This window comes from Cupriavidus sp. 05N40 (assembly GCF_056397305.1).
Genome location: NZ_JBFTND010000296.1, coordinates 1 through 6583, shown reverse-complemented (window position 1 = coordinate 6583; position 6583 = coordinate 1). Strand labels below are relative to the sequence as shown.

The 6583-nt window shown below is 66.7% G+C and carries 7 protein-coding genes; 4 read left to right on the top strand and 3 right to left on the bottom strand.

Annotated features, from left to right (window positions below; all coding sequences use genetic code 11):
• From hprK to AC1DO7_RS38235, 4 genes are all read left to right on the top strand, one after another.
• On the top strand, positions 1-816 hold an 816-nt coding region (hprK, locus tag AC1DO7_RS38250; protein WP_477117349.1), incomplete at its 5' end, for an HPr(Ser) kinase/phosphatase.
• Positions 782-916: a PsiF family protein gene (locus AC1DO7_RS38245; RefSeq protein WP_441649690.1), complete on the top strand. Its 135-nt coding sequence runs from the start codon at positions 782-784 to the stop codon at positions 914-916. The genes hprK and AC1DO7_RS38245, both read left to right, overlap by 35 nt.
• A 124-nt stretch (positions 917-1040) precedes the next feature.
• Entirely contained in the window at positions 1041-1958 is a 918-nt protein-coding gene (rapZ, locus tag AC1DO7_RS38240) for an RNase adapter RapZ (RefSeq protein ID WP_441649691.1), read from the top strand.
• Positions 1959-2044: 86 nt separating this feature from the next.
• Entirely contained in the window at positions 2045-2728 is a 684-nt protein-coding gene (locus AC1DO7_RS38235; RefSeq protein ID WP_441613715.1) for an LON peptidase substrate-binding domain-containing protein, read from the top strand.
• A gap of 158 nt (positions 2729-2886) precedes the next feature.
• On the opposite strand, the gene mutY is transcribed toward AC1DO7_RS38235, so the two are convergent.
• From mutY to AC1DO7_RS38220, 3 genes are all read right to left on the bottom strand, one after another.
• Complete coding sequence (gene mutY, locus AC1DO7_RS38230) at positions 2887-4056, bottom strand: A/G-specific adenine glycosylase (protein WP_441649692.1); 1170 nt, start codon at positions 4054-4056, stop codon at positions 2887-2889.
• 94 nt (positions 4057-4150) lie between these two features.
• On the bottom strand, positions 4151-6094 hold the full coding sequence (locus AC1DO7_RS38225) for a dynamin family protein (protein ID WP_441649693.1): 1944 nt from the start codon (positions 6092-6094) through the stop codon (positions 4151-4153).
• A 282-nt stretch (positions 6095-6376) separates the two neighbouring features.
• Positions 6377-6583: zinc finger domain-containing protein (locus AC1DO7_RS38220; RefSeq protein WP_477117348.1), on the bottom strand; the 207-nt coding region annotated here is incomplete at its 5' end.

The following is a 6583-nucleotide window of genomic DNA, read 5'->3' as shown; positions in this document are numbered from 1 at the left end:
AACCTGATCCACCCGAACCGGATCCAGGTGCTCGGCAAACCCGAAATCACCTATTACCAGCGTCTCGACGACGAAATGCGCAAACGCCAGATGGGCGAGCTGATCCTGCTCGAGCCGCCCTTCCTGGTGATCGCGGACGGCATGGAGCCACCCCCCGACCTGGAACTGCGCTGCACGCGCTCGTCCACGCCCCTGTTCACCACGCCGGTATCCTCGGCCGCGGTCATCGACCACCTGCGGCTCTATCTGTCGCGGATTTCCGCGCCGCGCGTGACCATGCACGGCGTGTTCCTCGACATCCTCGGCATGGGCGTGCTGATCATGGGCGAGTCGGGTCTGGGCAAGAGCGAACTAGGCCTGGAACTGATCTCGCGCGGACACGGACTGGTGGCCGACGATGCGGTGGACTTCGTGCGCCTGGGGCCTGACTTCATCGARGGCCGCTGCCCGCCGCTGCTGCAGAACCTGCTSGAAGTGCGCGGMCTGGGCCTGCTCGACATCAAGACSATCTTCGGCGAGACKGCSGTGCGCCGGAARATGAAGMTSAAGCTGGTGGTGCAGCTGGTGCGGCGCAACGATGGCGAGTTCGAGCGCCTGCCGCTGGATTCCCAATACCTCGACGTGCTTGGCCTGCCGATCCACATGGTCAAGATCCAGGTGGCGGCCGGCCGAAATCTCGCCGTGCTGGTCGAGGCCGCCGTGCGCAACACTATCCTGCGCCTGCGCGGCATCGATACGCTGCGTGATTTCATGGACCGCCAGCGTGCCGCGATGCAGGCCGATGTCGCTTCGCGCGGCCAGGGCCGCCTGCTCTGACAAGCGGTTTCTGCGCCACTTTTCGTTTGCTTATATTGCTGCAAGCATGAAGAAGGGCGACGAGCGCAAGGCATTCATGAAGGAATGCCTGTCCAAGTAACAAGGGTCGCCCTTTCGTGGACGCATGTGCAAATGGCGAACTCCGGTTCGTCATTTTTTATGAGGCCCGCCCGTCACGATACCGTCATGACGGCGTCATCGCCTGATGTTATGCTTGTGACGCTATGCGCATCATACTTATCACCGGAATTTCCGGCTCCGGCAAATCCGTCGCCCTGAACGTACTGGAAGACGCAGGCTATTACTGCGTCGACAACCTGCCGGCCCAGTTCATCCCGGAACTGGCGCGCTACCTGGCCGCCCAGGGCTATACCCACCTCGGCGTCGCCACCGATATCCGCAGCCGCGAATCGCTGGACCAGTTGCCCGGCACGCTGCGCGACCTCGCCGCGGAGCACGAGGTCCGCGTAGTCTTCCTGACGGCCAATACCGATGCGCTGGTACAGCGCTACTCAGAGACCCGCCGGCGGCACCCGCTGTCGATGCGCATCGACAAGGCCGGCCTGCCCGCCGCCACGGGCGACGATGCGGGCAATGCACCCGATGCCGATGCGCCGCTCAACGACACTTCGCTGATCGAAGCGATCGAGATGGAGCGCGAGCTGCTCAGCCCCCTGGCGGAAGCCGCGCACCGCATCGATACCAGCAATGTGCGCACCAACACCCTGCGCGCGTGGATCAAGGAGTTCGTGCGGGACGACGACCTGCGGCTCACGCTGCTGTTCGAATCGTTCGGCTTCAAGCACGGCGTGCCCAGCGACGCGGACATGGTGTTCGATGTGCGCTCGCTGCCGAATCCTTACTACGACCTCGCGCTGCGGCCGCTGACCGGGCGCGACGAGCCGGTGATCGATTTCCTGCAGAGCCAGCCGATGGTGCTGGCGATGGCCGAGGATATCCGCGCCTACGTCGAAAAGTGGCTGCCGAGTTTCATCGCCGACAACCGCAGCTACCTGACCGTGGCCATCGGCTGCACCGGCGGCCAGCATCGTTCGGTGTACATCGCCGAAAGACTTGCCAACTATTTCCGCGCGCATGGTAATGTGCTGGTGAGACACCGCGAGCTCGCGCCGGGCGGCTGACATGCCGCGACGCCAGGCTCCGCGGTCCCCGCCCGGGCCGCCGGTGTCCGGCATCGCTGCCCGGGCGCAACCTTTGCTGGCTCAGCATGTCCTCACGCGCCACGCCCACCGCTCCCGGCCCGTCGACCTCGCCGTCCTCATCCGCTACGCCGGCGCCGCCCCGGCTGGATAGCCTGCCGCTGTTTCCGCTGCACACCGTTCTGTTCCCCGATGGCCTGCTGCCACTGCGCGTGTTCGAGGCGCGCTACGTGGACATGGTGCGTGCCTGCATGCGCGACCGCACACCCTTCGGCGTGTGCCTGATCGCCAGCGGCAGCGAGGTCGCGCATCCCGGCGAGCCCACCATGCCGGAGACGGTCGGCTGCCTTGCGGATATCGTCGATTGCAATATGGAGCAGCTCGGCGTGCTGCTGATCAGCACGCGCGGGCGGCAGCGCTTCCAGCTGCTCAGCCACAGCGTGCGCGAAGACGGCCTGATGGTGGGCCAGGCCAGATTGCTGCCTGCGGACATCATCGACTGCAAGCTCGAATTGCTGGGCGAATGCCTGACCGTGCTACGCCGCATCGTCAGCTCGCTGCACGCCGAGCATCCCGGCAAGCTGCCCTTCAGCGAGCCTTTCCTGTGGGACGACCCGAGCTGGGTGGCGAACCGCCTGTGCGAACTGCTGCCGGTACCGCTCAAGGCGAAGCAGATGCTGATGGCCCTGCCCGATGCGGGGATGCGGATCGAGATCGTCCACAAATACATGCACCAACACCACATCCTCTAGGAAGGTTCAGGAAGGTTCAGGAAGGGACGAGCAAATCTGCTGCGCAAGCGGTGGCAGGCACTGTGGTGCTCGCCGTACCCATCTACGGCCGCGCTCCTCGCACCTGCCGCCTGCCACCTGCCGCCCGCTGCGATCTCTTCACCCTTGCTGACCCACCCTTAGAACAAGCCTCCCCGCGCTTGCGTTTCCAGCAGCTTGCGTACCGGTGCGGGAGTGCCGACTTCATCCAGGTCGTCGAGCGAGATCCAGCGCAGCGCCGGGCCGTCGCCGCTATCGCGCACGGCCAGCGCGCCGCTCATGTCGACGCGGATGGCGCGGATGAGCAGGCGAAAGTGGGTGAAGACGTGGGTGAGCTCGCCGACCATCGCGGCGCGGTCCGGGGTTCCGAATTCGCGGGCGCGTTCGAGCGCCGCGTCTTCGGCCTGCTCGGCATCGAAGGGCACGGTGTCGACCGGCATTTCAGGCAGGCTCCACAATCCACCCCAGATGCCGCTGTCCGGGCGCAGCGCCAGCAGGACCTCGCGGCGGCGCCGCACCAGCAGCATCACGGTGCTGCGCTCGGGGATGGCGGCGCGCGGCTTGGGCGTGGGCAGCACGGCAGTCAGGCCGTCGCGGCGCGCCACGCAGTCCGCCGACAGCGGGCACGACTGCGCCGCGCCCAGGCATGCAGGCTTGCCGCGCGAGCAGACCGTGGCGCCGAGATCCATCAGGCCCTGGGTGTAGGACACCATATCCTCGGACTGCGCAGGTCCCTCGGCCGGCAACACTTCGCCCGCCAGCTGCCACATGCGGGTCTCGACCGCCTTGACGCCGGGATGTCCGTGAATGCCGAAGAACCTGGCGAACACGCGCTTGACGTTGCCATCCAGGATCGGCGATCGCACGCCGGCGCTGAACGCGGCCACCGCGGCCGCGGTGGAGCGGCCGATGCCGGGCAGCGTCACCAGTACCTCCGGATCGGTCGGGAACGCGCCGCCGTGCTCGCTCATCACGGCCTTGGCGCAGCGATGCAGGTTGCGCGCGCGCGAGTAATAGCCGAGCCCGGCCCACAGGGCCATCACCTCATCGGCGCTCGCGGCGGCAAGCGCGGCGACCGTGGGAAGGCGGCTTACAAAACGCTGGAAGTACTCGATCACCGCGCTGACCTGGGTCTGCTGCAGCATGATCTCGGACAGCCAGATGCGATAGGGATCGCGTGTGTTCTGCCACGGCAGGTCATGGCGCCCGTGCACGCGCTGCCACGCCACCACGCGGGCGGCAAAGTCGGCGCACGGCGGGGCTACGGCGGCGGGAGTATCAACAGGCAGGGCGGCGGACTTGCGGGGCATCGGAGACGTGACGGGAAAGGCGGCGGCGCCGGGAGCGGCGGCGCGTCATGATACCGCCTCCCGCGCCACGGCCCCGCCGTGCCTGTGCCCTGCCTCAGGCCGCAACCGCCCGCGCCGGGGCGGCGCTGCCCTCCGAGCCCAGGATCTGCCCGGCGAACGATTCGATCCGTCCGCTGCGGTCGTCAAGGCCGTTGAGCACTTCCTCGAGCTGCGCGATGCGGCTCTCGAGCGTGTCGGTGGCTTCGTGGATGCGCTCGATCGAATCGACCCGGCGGCGCAGCTGCTTCTGGTGCTCGCGCACCTGCGCCTCCAGCGGCGTCATCACCGACTTGAGCCAGATCTCGATATCGCGGTTGAGGTCGCGGAAGGTCTCCAGCACGCGGCTGGAGATGGTGGAGAACGCGCTCTGCACCAGCTGCGGGCGCGAACGCGTCAGCATGCTCATGGCGCCGAAGTGCGTATTGGCCAGTGTCAGCGTCAGCTGCAGTTCGCTGATATAGCGCGCGGTGACGAACTGGATCGGCGCCGGCAGCGTGAAGCCATGCTCCGCATTGAAGCGGCGGTACATGCTTTCGGTGAGCTGATGGAGCTGGACGATCTTCTGGTCGGCCTCGCTCACCAGTTCGCCGAGCCGCGCGAACAGGCTGTCCATGTCTTCGCGCAGGCCGCGCGAGAAGAACCTTTCCTTCATCTGCTCGCGCCGGTCGCGCATGGTGCGACGCACGTCGCGCAGCTGCAGGCTCTTGATGATGTCGGCGCTGTGCCGCCCGAACACCAGCCGCAGGGCCTGGAACTTGGCGATGCTCTGCTCGAACTCTTCCTTCTCGGACTGCACGCGCGAGAGCATGTGCTTGACCATTGCGTGGTTCTTGCCGCGCAGGCCGCGCAGCTCGAACAACTGCTCGACGATGCTGCGGCGGCGGCTTTGCAGCAGCTGCTGCGCGCCGCGCGCCATCTCCTCCACGGAGCGCTGCACCTGGTCGGCGACGATCTCGCGCCGCTGCGGGATCAACTGGTCCGACAGCACGTGTTCGAACTGCGGCAGGCCGCTGCGCGCAAGCAGGTCGTCGTCGTGCGTCACCTTGGCGACCAGCCCCTTCTGCGCCGACACCGGATAGACGCGCGATTCGTCGATGCCCAGCACCTGCGCGCTGGTGGTGACCTGGCGCGTGATCTCCGCCGCGGTCTCGGACGGCGTCTTGAGCGGGTCCCACAGGCCGTCGATCTTGTTGAGCACCGCCAGGCAACCCTTGCGGTGGCCGGCGCTGACATGGCTGCGCCAGAGCTCGAGGTCGCTCTTGGTCACGCCCGCGTCGGCTGCGAGCATGAACACCACCACATGCGCATCCGGGATCAGGCGCAGCGTCAGCTCCGGCTCGGTACCGATGGCGTTCAGCCCCGGCGTGTCGAGGATCACCAGGCCCTGGCGCAGCAGCGGATGCGGGAAGTTGATCACCGCATGGCGCCAGCGCGAAATCTCCACCATGCCGTCGGCGTCGAGCGCGTACGCGGCGTCGGGGTCCTTGTCGTTGTACAGGCCCAGCGATTCGGCCATCTCGCGCGTGACGCGGCTGGTCTCGATCACGTGGCGGAAGGCGGCGAGCATGCCGTCGGGCGACGACGGATCGAGCGGCACGGTATGCCAGTGCGAATCGACGTCGAGGAAGTCGGCGGTGGAGGCTTCCTGCATGCGCGTCTCGATCGGCAGCAGGCGTATGCAGGGCGCCTCGCTCTCGTCGTAGCGCAGCTCCGTCGGGCACATGGTGGTGCGCCCGGCCGACGACGGCAGGATGCGCCGGCCGTAGTCGGCAAAGAAGATGGCGTTGATCAGTTCGCTCTTGCCGCGCGAGAACTCAGCAATGAAGGCAACCTTGAGCCGGTCACTCTTGAGCACGCCCTGGATGCGCTGCACGCGTTCGTCAGCCTGCGCATCGTAGAGATCGTGCTGCTGCAGCCACGAGCGGAATTCAGCCAGGGAATCGAGTACCCCGGTTCTCCAGGCACCGTATTGTTCGAATTGATGGACGAGGGTTGTCATTGGTACTGGGATCTTGAGCGCTGAGCCCCGCGGCAGCGCCAGGTGCCACGCGCAGGAATCTACGCCGGCTCGCGCCAGGACGGGGGCTGTGGATGCTGTAACACTTTTTTACGTTCTCGACGATACAGGTTTCCCAAGCACTTTTGTGAAATTCGAAGCGCCTGTGCGCGCCCGGTGTTGCGCCGGCCCATCGGGYGCGCGCAACATACTCCGGAAGGTAACAAAGAGCCACTTTTACGTGGCGTTGCTCCGCGCGCCCTGCCGCGGCGARCCGCATGCCGTTCAACGCTGGCAGGTCGGGCAATAGAAGGTGGAGCGCTGCCCCTGGACGATCTGGCGGATGGTGGTGCCGCATACCCGGCATGGATGACCGGCGCGGTCGTACACGGCGCAGTCCAGCTGGAAGTAGCCGCTGCTGCCGTCGCTGCCGACGAAGTCGCGCAGGGTGCTGCCGCCGCGCTCGATGGCGCGTGCGAGCGTGTCCCGCAC

Excerpts from the sequence above, each read along its gene's own strand:
- AC1DO7_RS38245 (WP_441649690.1), top strand. The coding sequence starts at position 782 with ATGTCGCTTCGCGCGGCCAGGGCCGCCTGCTCTGACAAGCGGTTTCTG.
- rapZ (WP_441649691.1), top strand. The coding sequence starts at position 1,041 with ATGCGCATCATACTTATCACCGGAATTTCCGGCTCCGGCAAATCCGTC.
- AC1DO7_RS38235 (WP_441613715.1), top strand. The coding sequence starts at position 2,045 with ATGTCCTCACGCGCCACGCCCACCGCTCCCGGCCCGTCGACCTCGCCG.
- mutY (WP_441649692.1), bottom strand. The coding sequence starts at position 4,056 with ATGCCCCGCAAGTCCGCCGCCCTGCCTGTTGATACTCCCGCCGCCGTA.
- AC1DO7_RS38225 (WP_441649693.1), bottom strand. The coding sequence starts at position 6,094 with ATGACAACCCTCGTCCATCAATTCGAACAATACGGTGCCTGGAGAACC.